Source organism: Lysinibacillus sp. NPDC056959 (assembly GCF_042674095.1).
Classification (GTDB): domain Bacteria; phylum Bacillota; class Bacilli; order Bacillales_A; family Planococcaceae; genus Lysinibacillus; species Lysinibacillus zambalensis.
On record NZ_JBHURE010000018.1, the window covers coordinates 59,454 to 75,306 of the forward strand.

Here is a 15,853-nt window from a genome sequence, read left to right on the forward strand (position 1 = left end):
GATCTCACCTCGATCCTTTTCTAAATTATAAGAAAATTGAAATTAAAATGCAATGCTTACGAACTGAAAATCACTTCGATTTACTATTATTCTCATGCTATTTTAAGCAATTTTTCTAAGCAATTGCTTGAAATAGCACGAACCTCCTTCGTTTATCTATATTTTCTGAATTTAATTTTGTGTTTTACACTTCAAGAAGAAATAGAAAAGGAGGCTTACATAGATGTCAGCAAACTACGTCAATGGATATTTACTTTCTTTTAACACCTATTTACTTCAACCAGTTCAGTACGACTCTAAAATTTTCACTCGAGTAATTGATAAGCATAATGAACTTATCGTTACACGGAGGCCAATGCATATATTACGAAAATCTTGTATTTCACTAGGAACAACCTATGAAGCAGCGAAGCATTCCGCTAAACGCTTCTTCGGTAATCAGCATAAGCTTCCTATCGTTGTTGCTTATGATTATGGTTATCCGTGTATTTTTCTACCCATCTATTCGCCAAACTCTGTCCACAACATCTGGATTGGCCTTCACGCCATTTCGAATATTGTACCAAGTAAAACGGGCTGTATCGTCACACTGAAAAACGATAAACAAATTGAATTACCCATTCAATATGCTTCGATTAGCAAGCAATTTGTCAATGCATCGATGTTATATAAGCATTACATGAATGAACGCAAGCAGATTAGTCAGGACACCCCAAATCACCCACCTTTTTAAAGCAATCAATTTCGCCTTGGCGTAATTGTAGCTGACGCTTTCTGCTGAATGAAAATAAAAACCCCTCAAAAGCACAATTTCACTGTGCTCTGAGGGGCTTCATTACCCGATTTTTGAACGTAAGTATGCATTAATGAATGGATCTAAATCGCCATCCATCACCGCACCTACATTACCTGTTTCTTCATTTGTACGATGATCCTTCACCATTGAGTAAGGATGGAATACGTATGAACGAATTTGTGAACCCCAGCCGATTTCCTTCTGTTCACCACGGATCTCATCTAGCTGCGCCTGCTGCTTTTCAATCTCTAATTGATAGAGCTTCCCTTTTAACATCGTCATAGCTTTTTCACGGTTTTTAATTTGTGAACGTTCTGCCTGACATTGTACGACAGTACCAGTAGGAGTGTGCGTAATACGAACAGCTGAATCTGTCGTATTAATATGCTGACCACCTGCTCCTGTTGCACGATACGTATCAATTTTTAAATCCTCTGTGCGGATATCAATTTCAATATTATCATCGAATTCAGGCATAACATCACAAGAAACGAATGATGTATGACGACGTCCCGAAGAGTCAAAAGGTGAAATACGTACTAAACGATGAACACCTTTTTCTGCTTGTAAATAGCCGTAAGCATTATGACCCTTAATGGACAATGTTACTGATTTAATACCTGCTTCATCACCAGGAAGATAATCAACTGTTTCCACTTTAAAGCCACGTTTTTCAGCCCAGCGTGTGTACATACGAAGTAGCATTGAGCCCCAATCCTGAGATTCCGTACCACCTGCTCCTGGGTGCAGCTCTAAAATCGCATTGTTTTGATCATAAGGGCCACTTAATAGTAATTGCAGCTCAAAATCGCCCATTTTTTGCTGGAATTCTACTAATTCATTGCCTAGCTCCTCCTGCAATTCTTCGTCAGGTTCTTCTTGCAATAACTCTAGCGTCATATCTAGGTTCTCGTGTGTTTCCACTAAATCTTTATATTCATTAACAATTGCCTTTAAGCCATTGCTCTCATTAATGACTACCTGTGCACCTTGCTGGTCATCCCAAAAGCCTGGCTCAAGCATCATTTCATCTAATTCCTGCATGCGTGCCTCTTTGTTTTCTAAGTCAAAGAGACCCCCTAAAGTCCGCCAATTTTTTGGCTGAAGTGTCTAACGCGTTACGTACATCTGCTAATTCAATCATTGTTAAATCCTCCGAACGTTTTTGATGGGGCAATATGGTAAAGATTTTATGACTTTAAAAAGCATTAAGAAATGATTTTAAAATATTTCTACCACACTTCTTTGAAACCCCGTATCTCTTTATTATAACGTTTTTACGAAGGAAAACATACTTTTTTACGGCACAGTTTTGTTTCTATCTTTATCATCGTCAAAGATAACATTGCTCGTCATTCTTGGGAATACTCTACCTTGATCATATTGAACTAGTAGCTTCGTTCGTTTTTCCAGTTTATATTTTAGTAAATATGCTCTTTGAATTCTGTATTCAAATGATCTGAAACTTAGATCCACAGTAATTTCATAGCCGTTCATAAAAATTACTTTTGTATTCTTTTTATCCATAGCTTGATAGTCCAGAATATGATGGACAGCAAACCATTGACATTCAGGTCTTATATAAGACTTACTTGGAAACCATACAATATTACTTCGTTCATGAACAACTATTGGATTTTTATTCAGCTTCCCTAGAATCATTCTCGATCCATCGAGAGCCCCTCTTAAACTTGAACCAAAATATCGTAGATTATAATCCATTAATTTTGTCGGCGCTAATTTTGAAATATATTCGTTATCCCTTTCAATTACGCGCGTGCACAAGTTTCCTAAGGTATCATACTCCGGCTTATACAGCATCGTTTCGCTACTCATAATGTCATCATACTGCATTGTTAACCCTCCTTTATTTTTTTAGAAATATATTGGTATGCTCCAATGTATTTCCTCGAGAAGGTCTTTCACGGACTGCTGTTCTCAAGGATTTTTTTATCGCCACATATCAATCACCTCCTCCATCTTTTTTCGCAACTTTCAGACTATACACTTGCATTCATAATAAATCAGAAAAAGGTTATAAACATTACCCTTTTCATTGAACTATTTACCTATTGTTGTAGTATTATGTATCTTTTTCTGAATTTTCTAATATTTTTTATTATTTAAGATGTTGTTCGCTCTCAAGATGCAATATGTGGCTTAGGGAAAGTTCCTCCTCATCCATTAAGTCGTGAAGATATTCTAAGCATAAAAAAAAGACCATTTTTAACTTATCGTTAAAATGGTCTTTTCATCATCATATTGTTATTGACCTGCACCATGGCAGTTTTTAAATTTCTTACCGCTTCCACATGGACATAAATCATTACGTCCGATATTTTCAGACTTACGGACAGGTTGCTTTTTCGGAGCTGAACCGCCATCCTCTTTCGGATTAACAGCTTGACCTTTTGCAACTTCCTCACGCTCTAAATTATTGTGGATTTCTGCTTTCATCGCATATTTTGCTACATCTTCGCGAATAGAAGCAACCATATCCTCAAACATAGCAAAGCCTTCTTGTTGATACTCACGAAGTGGGTCATTTTGACCATATGCACGAAGATGGATACCTTGACGTAGCTGATCCATAGCATCAATATGATCAATCCACTTCGTATCAATTGAACGTAATAAGATAACTTTTTCAAATTCACGCATACGTTCTGATGTAAGCTGTTCTTCTTTTTCATCATAACGTTCTTGGACAGTGTTCGAAATTAGTTGGTTAATCTCTTCTGCAGATTTACCTTGGAAATCTTCCACATTCAGAACGCCTTCATCTAGTAGGTTTGCAGCGACAAAGTCATCAATCGCTTTTAAGTTCCAATCCTTCTGCTCACCTTGCGTATACACTGCTACAATTTCATCGATTGTTTCTTGAATCATCGACTCAACAAGCACGCGCATATTTTCTGTTTCTAATACGTCGTAACGCTCTTGATAAATAATCTCACGTTGCTGACGTAGCACATCATCATATTGTAATAAACGTTTACGAGAATCAAAGTTATTACCTTCAACACGTTTTTGAGCTGATTCTACCGCTCTTGAAACAACTTTAGATTGAAGTGGCTGTGAATCATCCATCCCTAATTTCATCATCATGGATTTCATATTATCCGAGCCGAAACGACGCATTAATTCATCTTCTAGTGACAGATAGAATTGAGTAACCCCTGGGTTCCCTTGACGACCAGAACGACCACGCAGCTGATTATCGATACGACGAGATTCATGACGCTCCGTACCAATTACCGCTAAACCGCCAATCTCCATTACACCTTCTCCAGGCTTAATGTCTGTACCACGACCAGCCATGTTTGTAGCGATCGTTACGGCACCCTTCGTACCAGCATTCGCAATAATTTCTGCTTCACGCTCATGGTTCTTCGCGTTTAAAACGTTATGTGGGATTTTATGTTTATTCAATAAATCCGAAATAATTTCAGATGTTTCAATAGCAACAGTACCGACAAGAACTGGTTGTCCAGCTTTATGGCGCTCTGCAATATCTGCCGCCACCGCTTTATATTTTCCTTCCATAGAAGCAAAAATTAAGTCAGGACGGTCATCACGAGCAATCGGCTTATTCGTTGGAATCGCCACAACACTCATATTATAAATATTACGGAATTCCTCTTCCTCTGTTTTCGCTGTACCTGTCATACCTGAAAGCTTTTGATACATACGGAAATAGTTTTGGAATGTAATTGTCGCCATCGTCATCGATTCATTTTGAATCTCTACGCCCTCTTTGGCCTCGATTGCCTGATGCAGTCCATCTGAGTAGCGACGACCTTTCATTAAACGACCCGTAAAGCCGTCAACAATAATGATTTCGCCCTCTTGTACAACATAATCAATATCATTATGCATACTTACATGTGCCTTTAACGATTGGTTAATCGCATGGTTTAAACGTACATGCGTTAAATCAAATAGGTTATCAATGCCAAATGCTTTCTCTGCCTTTTCAACACCAGCATCTGTCAACGTAACACCCTTCGTCGACTCTTCATATGTGTAATCCGTTTCCGCACTTAACATACGAACAAACGCATTAGACTGTTTATAAAGCTGCGCTGATTTCCCAGCCTGACCCGAAATAATTAATGGCGTACGCGCTTCATCAATTAAAATCGAGTCAACCTCATCGATTACCGCAAAATGTAGCGGACGTTGTACACGTTCTTCTTTATAAAGCACCATATTATCACGTAAATAGTCAAAGCCTAGCTCATTGTTCGTACTATACGTAATATCAGCTTCATAAGCAGCACGTTTTTCTTCTTTTGACAGGCTGTTCAAATTTAAACCAACCGTTAAGCCTAAGAAATTATACAGATGTCCCATTTCCTCAGCATCACGACCCGCTAAATATTCATTGACTGTTACAACATGTACGCCTTTACCAGTAATGGCATTCAAGTAAACAGCCATCGTAGCCGTTAACGTTTTACCTTCACCCGTTTTCATTTCCGCAATATTACCTTCATCTAATGCCGCAGCACCCATAATTTGTACACGGAATGGGTACATCTCTAACACACGCTTTGATGCTTCACGACATACCGCAAAAGCTTCCGCACGAATCGACTCTAAAGGCTCTCCGTCCGCAAAACGTTTTTTAAATTCTTCTGTTTTCGCTTGTAATTGATCATCTGAAAGCTGTTCCACTTGAGAAGCGAATCCCTCAACCTGGTCAGCGATTTTTTCTAATTTTTTTAGTTCACGTTTATTGAAATCAAATAATTTATTTAATAGGTTTACCATGAATTTTTTCACTTCCTATATAGTCTCAACTTTCATTTTACCATTGTATAACATATTCATGCAAACAGAGTCCTTAGCATAAAAAGTAAGCTCATAAAAAAGGCTCCCGCTTTTCGCGAGAGCCCTTGTGCATATTAAAGTTTAAGTTGTTTCAATTAAGCCATATTTACCGTCTTTGCGTTTGTAGACAATATTTGTGCCGTTTGATTCCGCATCTGTAAAGATATAGAAATCATGCCCTAGCATATTCATTTGTAAGACAGCTTCTTCTTGATCCATTGGTTTTAAATCAAATTGCTTTGTACGAACAATTGAGTATTCATCTTCCTCTGTCACTGCATCAGCGGCTGCTTGAGAAGTAGCAAAATAAAGGCCTGTACCTTCACGCTCACGGAATTTACGGTTTACTTTTGTTTTATGCTTACGGATTTGACGTTCTAATTTATCAACGATTAAATCAATTGCAGCATACATATCATTATGACGCTCTTCTGCACGAAGAGTTAAGTTCTTCATTGGAATTGTAACTTCCACTTTAGTTTGCTTGTCATTATAAACCTTTAAATTTACGTTAGCGTTGGCATTAACATCTTCGTTAAAATAACGTTCAACTTTCTCGATTTTGTTCTCAACATATTCTCGAATAGCTGGAGTTACCTCAATATTTTCACCACGAATGTTAAAGTTTAACATGTAAACTCCTCCTTTATAACTGCTATACTTACTATTTCTACACAAGTGTGCGAAATTCCTCTAAAATAATTCTTTTTTTCAAAAAAAATTTTTTCCTACAATAATGTATAGCATCTGCGAAAGCAAAGAAGTTCATTAAGAGGCGAACACAATCCACCTCTTAATGAATTTTCACTTTATGAATAAATATTATTTAGTTTTGCCTCATCCGCTTCTTTTCTTCGGCGCAACTTCAACTCTTCGACAATCAAATCTTCAACCGATTCTTGATCATTGAAATTCACACCATACTGCTTACCATTACCAAAAGGCCGGCTCCAAATGACTTCTCCATAAGCTCGTACCTCTCTTGTATCCAGAATAAAGCGTAAATCCAAAGGACGAGGATTAACACCTAAATCCACCTCAGTAAACATTTTTAACCCTCGTGGACTTATATCAAGCAAATCAGCCATTGCCGTTTGCGCTTGATTAACTCTACCATTCTCGTATATCGCAAAAGTCATTTTAACAGGCTCTTCGAATTTAAATCGAAAGCCTTCTTGGCGCTTAAATATCATCTTCCCACCTCAATACTATTCTAAACATCTATTTAGCTTGATTATGACACGATGCATGTTTTACATCTAGAGGGAATAAGTAACATATTTTGCTGAGCAAAGACCTATTTTAAGAGTAATTAAAGGCTTCCCTTTTGTAAGATGATGTAAATGTAGTGTCTCACTTTTATCGAAAAGAAAAGAGACCATCATGAATTGATGGCCTCTATGTTGTCTAAATTTGTCCAGCGTTTCCCTGACCGAATTGCTGCTGTCGATTAATGCGGATAACTTCCTTCCATGTATCACGGAATTCCGTCACTAATCCCTCAACTTCTTCAATCATAGCGACATCATTTTGAATGTTTGCCTCGACTAAACGATGGTTGATATATTCATAAAGGGCAAACATATTTTTTGACACTTCGATGTCCATATTCAAAGTCGCCATCAGCTCGCTAATAATAGCCTGAGCTTTTATTAGATTTGTATTTTTTTCTTGGATATTCTTTTCTTGAATAGCTAGCTTAGCTTTGTGCAAGAACTTTAAACATCCATTATAAAGCATTAACGTCAGCTCACCAGGGGAAGCAGTGGTAACACTATTTTGCTTGTATACGTTATATGCAGTGTTTTGCAATGTCAAATGTAGACACTCCTTTAAATCAAGCTATTTTTATCATTTTTTTCCATCAAAATAACGTCCATCTAGATTCTGAAGACTTTCGTAAGGATTAATATATTGAATTTCATTTTTTTTCACATTTAAAAAATCTTTCATATCTAATTTAACAGAATCGTAGACTATATCAAGACGTTCTTGTATACCTTTGTCTAGTTCTAACATAGTAGAATGCATTTTATTTGATGAGTCGTATTGAAAATCATCTTTTTTCAATTTTTCAACGATTAGACCGCGTTCATCAAGCATATCATTTATTTTTTCAATATATTGTGTACGTTCCTCTCCTTGAGGAAACGTTATTAAATATTTAAATAGCTTAGCTGAAATTTGTAAATATTCATTAATTGTGTCCATCATACCGTCTCATACTCCATAACCTTAAGAATTTGACATAAATAAACTTGCTTGACTATTTGCCTTTTGCATGGCAGTTTCCATCGCAGAAAATTGTTTAAAATAACGTTCTTCAATTTTTTTTAATTTACTTTGCCAATCTTTAATTTTTGATTCAACTGAGATTAGATCTTTACCAAGAGTAAATGTATTATCAACAGCGCCTGCTTTCCCTGCTTTTTTTGCAATTGTATCAATCCCAGTTTTAGCAGTTTCACGAAATTGGGTAATAAGTCCCCCTTTATCATTACCCTCTGCTGATCTAGTAAATAAATCCATTACAGCTTCAGGATTTTCTTCTATAGCAGCTTTTAATTTCTTTTCATCTATCTCTAATTTCCCGCCATCACTATATGTTTTTGTTGTTGTAATACCAATGTTAAATATAGAATTATACTTCGAATCTTTATCAGTAGAAATTGAGTAAATAGCAGAGCGCATATTTGAAACAACAGTACTAACTGCTGAATCGTTACGTAAGACACCTTTCTTTGCCTTTTCCTCCCATTTTTTTATTTCATCTTCCGACATCGCAGCTTTTTGAGCATCCGTTAAAGGTTGATAACTATATTCTTTTCTCTCCTTAAGTGGGGAATTTAAAGATTCAACAAGACCGTTATAGAGCTCAACAAAAGATTTTACTTGTTTTACGATTGCGTCCGTATCATCTGTTGCTGAAACTGATACAGGTCCATCAGTAAATGTTTTATTTAATGTAATTGAATATCCCAATTCATTTATTGAATTGGTTTGTGAAGTTTTGGTAATGCCGTTTATAGTATAGACTGCATTTTCACCATTTGCTATTTGTCCTGTTGCATTAGCTGAAAAACCAATTGAAGATAATAGACTTTCTCCTGTATCGGATAAAACTTGCAGAGACCCACCAGCGGCTTCACCAGTTGCTGTTGTATTTAAAGATAATTGACCATCACTAAACAAGGCAGTTACCCCTGCACCTGAAGCATTAATTCGTTCCACTAATTGATTAACTGTATCAGTTTCCTTATATTCAATTGTAGTTGCTTTCATAGAGCCATCTTTTTGAAGAACATTAAATGTAAGCTCGCCTTTCTCTTTATCACTTAAATCAAGGCCTAAATCTTTTAGAGTTGAAGCATTATTAGCTTTATAACCACCAGGTGGAATAACTGTTTGTGAAATATCAGTACTTACTAAAGTATCACCAACACTTGCATTAAAACCAATTTGTTGTAAGAAATTCTCATTATCCGCTGTAACTTCAACATCTTGACCTAATGAAAATGATCCATTTACATATATGTTATTCGTTTCGTCGTAAAAACCATTAACAAATTTAGCATTTTCAAATCCCGCAGACTTTAATTTTGATACAATTGAATCAATAGAGTCACTTGGGTTGTACACAAACGATTTTTCTTCACCATTAATTGTAAACTTCGCTGTGCCACTTGATGAAACCCCTAAATCAGATAACTTATGACTACTATTTAGAGTATTAACACTATTTAAAGCTCCTGCTTTCGATGCACTTTTAGCTAAGTTTGTTACAGATGAAATTTCTAAAGATCCTGCAGCTGAAGAACTAGCTGTAACTGACACTTTAGTAGGATCGGATACAGAGGCAGACTTCGGTATAAAAGAACTTGGTTTGTATTTATCAAATAGCTCAGTACGGAATGATTCTAATTTCGAATTAACGCTTCGATATGAGTCACGTTGCCACTCATATTTTTGCTTTTGTTGCTGAAGCTTTTCCATTTTTGCGCTTTCAGCTTTCATTAGTTTTTCTACAATTGAGTCGATATCCATCCCAGAAGCTAACCCTGTAAATCTCTTATTTGATGTAGTTAAGTATGAAAATGATGTAGAGTTTATAGAACTCATATTTATTCCTCCTATAATTAAATTTTTTCGTCAACAATCATGCCGAGCATTTTTTGCATTTCATAAAAAGCATCTAACAGCTTTTTAGGTGGGATTTCTTTCATTACTTCATCTGTATCCTTATTTACTACTGTTACATAATAACGATCTAGTCCTTCATGGTACATAAACTTTGATGCAATATGAGTTACTTCTAGCATTTCGTTGAGAGCTTTCACTGCTAGCTGTATTTTCGATTTTGTTTCATCGCTATTATCTAGTAGCTTCGCTGGCTCTGTTGATACAATTGTAGCTTCGCTTCCTTGCTTTATCCCTTTTTCAATTGCTTGGTCAGTAGCTGGATTCGTCACAGCTATTGTATCAACAGTCGAATTTGCTGAAATACGCATCTTTCCCCATCCCCCTTGAAATTTTTCACAATCAATTACTCTCTAATAATAGTATCGGATACTATATTGTTTATTTCACTTTTTTAACATTTCATTTTAAGGAATTCTGTTAGGTTATTTATGAACTAGAAAATAATCCTTGCCACTAAAAAGGAACAATTATTTAATATAATTGAAAGAGCTTTAAAAATTCTTCAGATATGTATGTCATCTTTTAAAGGAGGAGGTTGCTTCTATAAAATTAAAAACTTAAATTATGTATATTATTTCTAAGACTCTATTCAAGTATGCTGTGTACTTGAGTATACCTTTTAACATTAATATAAACCATGACGCTAGTTGAGTGATGAAACTCAACTAGCATCATGGTTATTATTATTTCATAGATATAATAGCTTTACGATTGAGCAAATTATTTAATAATACAAAAGAATAGGAAAAACACAATGCTACGTGGAATTATCAATGCTTGTCAATTAGAACTTCAATTATTAAGTACTCCTTTAAGTATGATTTCTTCCCTCAATAAGAGCTGGAGACCTTCCTTAAGCTAATTTGCAGGACTTGAGTAAAAAGACTTTAAAAAGGGAGTTATCCCATCATTTATTAATCACAACCTGGCAGATGCTTTATTATTACTCTGACAATAATTCCAAGTGAAATATCGGTAAGTAGTTCGTATAATCCACCACAATTTTCGTATTCGAGCTTATTATTTCATAATGTATCTGCTTTTTATTAGGATTTTTATTTCTAACTTCCTTTGCTAAAACCATTTCTAGTAACTTAATATAATCAGCATCTAATCCATGATTTATAGATTTAATAGCTATACCATCTATTCAAGAATTATCCAATACTAAAAAATCGAAATAACTCTAGGGCATTCACCTTTTAGTATGTTTTAGTTTAGTCCCTACCTTTATACCGGGTTTTCGGAGATTTCTGTTTAATTTTCAGAACCTTGATACTATAGAGATTAAATTTATTAAAATAACTCAATTATGAATTCATCTCTCTATCAACAAACCTCAAATATTATAGCCTAGGCCTCTTATATAAACTGAAATACAGGTAACCCATTCGTATAATCAATACTCAGTTTCGTATGTGAAATTTTGTTATCATATTGAATTTGTTTTTCGTTTTTATTTCTATGTGCAGGACATTTACTTATTGCATAATCTACCAATTCAATGAAGTCGGCGTCTAAACCATGGTTCGTAGACTTGAATATAACTCCGTCCACATCTTTACTATCTATAACTTCAAATTCTACATTTGGTAGATTACCAATTGCCTGTTGCTTATCTTGTACACTTACTAAAAAATCTGTAGTTCCTAAACATGAGTAAATATAAGCTCCATTCTCAAACCCATTATACAAATTATGTAAGGAAAGTGACTTCTTATCGCTTATCACCTTTTTTGCTAAATAATCGAATTCGATTGATAAAATCGTATTCCCAATCTTTTTTGCAAATAAACGGTTGGTAGTTAAATATTTGGGTTCGACCCATGAAGCATTATCAATAATTTGAGAAAATAAATGAGGCGCTAACCTGTTAGCTAAAAGTAAAATATAAGCTCCTTGGGATTGTCCAAATCCTAATACACGCCCTTCGTCATATGAAAATCCATTCTCAGTTAATAGTATTTTTATAGCTTCGACAGTGGTGATTACATCAATTGCCTGCATATATCCCATATCTACAAACTCATTAATTGTTTCATCAATTACTGCTTGGACAGAAACATTGATGTTATATTTACTTATAATATTAAGTAAAATTGAGGTATCATTTTCAACTAATATCTTATCTTCAAGTGTTAACAGATTTAAAATTGATTTTATATCATTCTTCAGTTGAAATTTATCGGAAGACTGCATAAATCTACTTCCAAAGTATTCACATTGTACGGTTACAACATTATACTTTTCTGCGAAATGTTCCCGCATTTTTTTATAAATTTTAGAGTCAATATGACCACCAAACCCTGGTACAAAAATAAAGATTCCTGTATTTTCATTAGTTCCATTTTGAGGAATTGAGTAGTCAATTCGAAGTTCTCTCCCATTTACTCCATTATATATATTATGATGAGCTGGTATTTTTAAAGTATCGTTATAACTCAAAAGTTTCCTCTCCTTATTAACCAACATTTATCATTGTTTCTATCCTCTAAATTAATTTACAGAGAATTTAAATAATATTACTGTAAGATTTCTTTAAATAATGAACTCCAAATTCAGTTATACTAAAAGTCTATTTATTGATTTTTCTTTAATGTTTCAGAACTCTAGATAAATCTCCCTAATATTACTTTATATATAAAATTATCATTTAAAATAAATTTTGATACTTCAATGGGGTTCCCTTAGTCATAGATTTATTTGCTACTTTCCCTAAAATAGTTTCATAATATTTTGGCTCTAATCCATATCCTGGACGAACAATTTTTATATTATCTTTTGTGAATTCCTCACCAGCTTTAATATCTTTAGATACATAAATCGAACGTCTGAATTTTAACGATTTCTTTTCTTTTTCTGTTGGACCATAAGTAACGTTCCCCAATGCCAACCATGCGCGTTCTGTTTCTTCTACAAGCGCCTTCATTTCAGTTGGCTCCATCGAAAATGCTGCATCTACACCACCATCAGCTCGATTTAATGTGAAATGTTTCTCTATGACCGTTGCACCTAATGCAACACTTGCTACAGAAACTCCAATCCCCATTGTATGATCAGATAATCCAATTTGCACATCTTCAAATAACTGCTTCATATGTGGTATTGTTAAGATATTAGTGTTTTCAGGTGTTGCTGGATACGTACTTGTACATTTTAACAATACTAGGTCTTTACATCCAGCTTCTTTTGCCGTACAAACCAGCTCATCTAATTCGGCTAATGTTGCCATTCCAGTGGATACAATCATCGGTTTCCCTGTAGACGCTACTTTTTTTATAAGTGGTAAATCAGTATTTTCAAAAGAGGCAATTTTATAGAGTGGTACATCTAGTTCCTCTAAAAAGTCAACCGCTGTTTCATCAAAAGGCGTACTAAAAGCAATCATTCCTAATTCCTTAGCACGATCAAAGATTGGTTTATGCCATTCCCAAGGAGTGTGAGCCTCATCATATAAATCATGAAGCTTTCTACCTTTCCATAAATTCCCTTCATCTGAAATCAAAAAATCAGGTGACTCAACATCAAGTGTAATTGTGTCTGCAGTATATGTTTGGATTTTTAATGCGTGTGCACCTGTTGTAGCTGCAGCTTCTACTATTTCTAAGGCACGTTCAAGAGACTGATTATGGTTTCCTGACATTTCAGCAATAATAAATGGTTTGTTATTAATTCCTATTTTTTTATTTTCAATAATTATACTCATAATAATTTCTCCCCTATGCTCTAGAAAAACTTTAATTATTTCGTAGATATGTAATTGTTTCATTTTTACCTAAATTAAATATTACATCTATGATTGATAGATATGAAACAAAATCAGTGGTATTCAATTGAGGATATTTAAGCATTTTAAAATTTAAATATTCAACATCTATATTATTTTCACTAAAAATTTGTTCTTCTTCTAAATAATTTTTTGAACCATCCGCACTAAGATATGTTGTTGCCCCAAAGTATTTACAAATATCATAAAGGTATTGAGATTTTTTACCGTAAATATCCAAATCTCTACTCCTGATGATTTCTGTTTCTATCTCTAAATAATTAAGAGTGTCTTTTATAAAATTAATATTTATATCACACAAATTATCAACACTTTTTTCAAATGTCGATTTTACTATAGGATAAAACTCTCGAAAGTAGGGATGCTTTCTGTATGACTGTTCAATTGTCATGATATGACTCTTAACCCAATCATCATCAGTGTTAATCGATACATCTTTTATCTTTTGAAATTGTTTTCCTGAATTTAATACTGGTACAGTTAAAAGCTTTTCTTTACCATTTAAAATAATTTTATTTCTTTGTTGCCATGATCTTTTAGCAAATTGTACATCATCTAAAAATATAAATTTATCTACATCCATTATCATTTTAAAATAACCGGCCCATGGTAAATAAGTCGGTTGCATTATAGCAATCTTCAAATTTTCGAACCCCATTCCTCTTTTAAAATTGAAAATATTAATTGATTCCGGAAATTTTCACCATTGTAGAATGATTGACGTTCTACTCCTTCAAATTTGAATCCAACTTTATTATATAAATTTATTGCAATTTTATTTTCTTCAAAGACTTTTAACCATAATCGATTAAGTTTGAGCTCATTAAAAACAAAATTAATTAAACATCTAAGAGCATTTTCTCCAAATTTTTTTCCTCTATTAACTATTTCTCCGATATAAATTTGTAAAAAACCTGAGTTATGTTTTTTATTTAAAAATAACAAAATATTTCCTATATAATTATCAAACTCTTCTTCATGTATTGCCCAGATTATTGTATCTGATAAATTTTGCACCCAGTTTAGATGACCTTTATAACTTATTTCATTTCTCAGTCCAAAGCTTTCTCTGATTTCACTATTATTTAACCAATGTACAGTTTTTTCATAATGTTTTAATTGATAAGGATTTAATGAAATATTTTTATAATAAAGTTTTTTCATATATTAATATCACCTAATTCTTCAGTAATTATTTCTAATAATCTATTTACTCCTAAACCGTCCACCAAATCTCTACAATTTTTTTGAATTTCTTTTAATAAACCTGTGTCTCTTATAATAGCACTTACACTATTTACAAATTTTATTTCTTCAATGTCCCAAGCTTTACCCAAATAAACACAAAGTTTCTGTTTATTTAAATTTACTAAAATATCGTGTTGATTATTATTAGTAGCTAAATAGATTGCTGGTAAACCTATACAAGCCCTTTCCCATGTAGCCGTTCCTGGGGCACCAATTGCAAAATCAGCTTGATACATATAATACTCCATATTTTCCACATCAATATATATTTCCACTCGATTTTTATAATGTAAAATTAATCCCATTAAATCTGAAGAATTTTTATATTTACTACTAATAATTATAATTAAACTAATATTTTTAAAGTTTTCTAATAAATATTTAGTAAATTTAAAAGTAAAATTATTAAAATCCATACTTCCAAAAAAAATGTGAATGCAAGGTTTTTTTGAGGGAGTATATGTATTCTTTTGGTATTCTCTAAACTCTCTCCTAATTATTACAAACTTAGCCCCACAATATATTTTGCTCTTTGAAGGTATTAAATTTTTATAATCATCTTTTTTTCTTGTTACTGTTGGATCACACAATATATCACAATCATGTTTACGATTTGCTAGGTCATCGATAACCATAATTTTGGACACATATTTATACATAGCATTTTCCCACTGAAAATCTAATGAATAATGATCAACTATTAATAGACTAGGAATGTTATGATCTAAATTTTTTGCCGTCTCTAGCACATCCTGAGACCAGTTCTCCTTAATCCATTGTGATGTATTAGGTACATTAATTGTTGGCAAAGCTTTTACAGGGAACTGTGTTGCAATATAGTCATTCATATTACCAGGTAAATCTCTTGAAATAAAACTAATTTGCATCCCTACATCTTTTAATTGATTAGCTAGAGTTAGGCAACGCATAACATGACCCGAGCCAATTTGAAATGAAGCATCTACACGAAATACGATATTCATTTG

Annotated in this window: 15 protein-coding genes; 1 reads left to right on the top strand and 14 read right to left on the bottom strand. The window is 33.8% G+C overall.

From position 1 onward, the window contains the following. Positions 1-223: 223 nt before the first annotated feature. The gene (locus tag ACFTQ7_RS18010; protein ID WP_079559526.1) at positions 224-733 is read left to right on the top strand and encodes a competence protein ComK; all 510 of its coding nucleotides are present in this window, start codon (positions 224-226) and stop codon (positions 731-733) included. Between the two features lie 102 nt (positions 734-835). On the opposite strand, the gene prfB is transcribed toward ACFTQ7_RS18010, so the two are convergent. The 14 genes from prfB to pseG all read right to left on the bottom strand — a co-directional run bounded on the left by prfB (position 836) and on the right by pseG (position 15,850). Next, a protein-coding gene (gene prfB, locus ACFTQ7_RS18015) for a peptide chain release factor 2 (protein ID WP_386830232.1) occupies positions 836-1,940 on the bottom strand; the annotation gives its coding sequence in 2 pieces (ribosomal slippage) (positions 836-1,864 and positions 1,866-1,940; 1,104 coding nt in all). A gap of 155 nt (positions 1,941-2,095) precedes the next feature. Beyond that, complete coding sequence (locus ACFTQ7_RS18020; protein WP_386830233.1) at positions 2,096-2,650, bottom strand: competence protein ComK; 555 nt, start codon at positions 2,648-2,650, stop codon at positions 2,096-2,098. 411 nt (positions 2,651-3,061) lie between these two features. Further along, a complete protein-coding gene (gene secA, locus ACFTQ7_RS18025) occupies positions 3,062-5,572 on the bottom strand; it encodes a preprotein translocase subunit SecA (RefSeq protein WP_386830234.1) in 2,511 nt (836 codons plus the stop codon). 141 nt (positions 5,573-5,713) lie between these two features. Beyond that, positions 5,714-6,265 carry a ribosome hibernation-promoting factor, HPF/YfiA family gene (hpf, locus tag ACFTQ7_RS18030; RefSeq protein WP_386830235.1) on the bottom strand — a complete coding sequence of 184 codons (552 nt, stop codon included), beginning with the start codon at positions 6,263-6,265 and terminating at the stop codon, positions 5,714-5,716. A gap of 176 nt (positions 6,266-6,441) precedes the next feature. Beyond that, positions 6,442-6,825: a PilZ domain-containing protein gene (locus tag ACFTQ7_RS18035; RefSeq protein WP_349661233.1), complete on the bottom strand. Its 384-nt coding sequence runs from the start codon at positions 6,823-6,825 to the stop codon at positions 6,442-6,444. 214 nt (positions 6,826-7,039) lie between these two features. Then, complete coding sequence (gene fliS, locus ACFTQ7_RS18040) at positions 7,040-7,450, bottom strand: flagellar export chaperone FliS (protein WP_386830236.1); 411 nt, start codon at positions 7,448-7,450, stop codon at positions 7,040-7,042. Positions 7,451-7,483: 33 nt separating this feature from the next. After that, the gene (locus ACFTQ7_RS18045; protein WP_386830237.1) at positions 7,484-7,846 is read right to left on the bottom strand and encodes a flagellar protein FliT; all 363 of its coding nucleotides are present in this window, start codon (positions 7,844-7,846) and stop codon (positions 7,484-7,486) included. Positions 7,847-7,867: 21 nt separating this feature from the next. Continuing rightward, positions 7,868-9,751 carry a flagellar filament capping protein FliD gene (fliD, locus tag ACFTQ7_RS18050; RefSeq protein WP_386830238.1) on the bottom strand — a complete coding sequence of 628 codons (1,884 nt, stop codon included), beginning with the start codon at positions 9,749-9,751 and terminating at the stop codon, positions 7,868-7,870. Positions 9,752-9,768: 17 nt separating this feature from the next. Continuing rightward, positions 9,769-10,140: a flagellar protein FlaG gene (locus tag ACFTQ7_RS18055; RefSeq protein ID WP_386830239.1), complete on the bottom strand. Its 372-nt coding sequence runs from the start codon at positions 10,138-10,140 to the stop codon at positions 9,769-9,771. Positions 10,141-11,194: 1,054 nt separating this feature from the next. Beyond that, positions 11,195-12,277, bottom strand: coding sequence for a DUF2920 family protein (locus ACFTQ7_RS18060; RefSeq protein WP_386830240.1), 1,083 nt, complete (start codon positions 12,275-12,277; stop codon positions 11,195-11,197). A 208-nt stretch (positions 12,278-12,485) separates the two neighbouring features. Then, positions 12,486-13,541 (bottom strand): pseudaminic acid synthase, encoded by a 1,056-nt coding sequence (pseI, locus tag ACFTQ7_RS18065; protein WP_386830271.1) that lies wholly within the window; start codon positions 13,539-13,541, stop codon positions 12,486-12,488. Positions 13,542-13,569: 28 nt separating this feature from the next. Continuing rightward, positions 13,570-14,262, bottom strand: coding sequence for a WbqC family protein (locus tag ACFTQ7_RS18070; protein ID WP_386830241.1), 693 nt, complete (start codon positions 14,260-14,262; stop codon positions 13,570-13,572). Further along, positions 14,259-14,783 (bottom strand): GNAT family N-acetyltransferase, encoded by a 525-nt coding sequence (locus ACFTQ7_RS18075; protein ID WP_386830242.1) that lies wholly within the window; start codon positions 14,781-14,783, stop codon positions 14,259-14,261. Before ACFTQ7_RS18075 ends, ACFTQ7_RS18070 begins: the two co-directional genes overlap by 4 nt. Beyond that, on the bottom strand, positions 14,780-15,850 hold the full coding sequence (pseG, locus tag ACFTQ7_RS18080) for a UDP-2,4-diacetamido-2,4,6-trideoxy-beta-L-altropyranose hydrolase (RefSeq protein WP_386830243.1): 1,071 nt from the start codon (positions 15,848-15,850) through the stop codon (positions 14,780-14,782). Before pseG ends, ACFTQ7_RS18075 begins: the two co-directional genes overlap by 4 nt. Positions 15,851-15,853 lie beyond the last annotated feature (3 nt).